The following is a 271-nucleotide window of genomic DNA, read 5'->3' as shown; positions in this document are numbered from 1 at the left end:
GTGACCGGCAGGGTCCGGGACGCCACCGTCAGGGCCAGGAGGCCCACGGGGATGTTCACGAGGAACAGCCAGGGCCAGGTCGCCACCGACAGGATCGCCGCGGCCACGGTCGGGCCGGCGGCCGAGGCGACCGCCACCACGAGCGCGACGTTGGCGACCCCCTGGCCGATCATCCGGTGCGGGTAGATGAAGCGCACGAAGCCGATGTTGACGCTCATGATCGCCGCGCCCCCGAGACCCTGGACGATGCGGGCCGCGATCAGGAGCGACA

At 72.0% G+C, this 271-nt stretch carries 1 protein-coding gene; it reads right to left on the bottom strand.

Features of this window, described 5'->3' with window-relative positions:
* Positions 1–271: MFS transporter (locus tag KZZ06_RS20840; protein ID WP_219581866.1), on the bottom strand; the 271-nt coding region annotated here is incomplete at both ends.

It is taken from the genome of Sulfitobacter sp. CW3 (assembly GCF_019392245.1).
Classification (GTDB): Bacteria; Pseudomonadota; Alphaproteobacteria; order Rhodobacterales; family Rhodobacteraceae; genus Sulfitobacter.
Note: the sequence above shows the minus strand (reverse complement) of the source record. Positions and strands in the feature narration are given on the sequence as shown.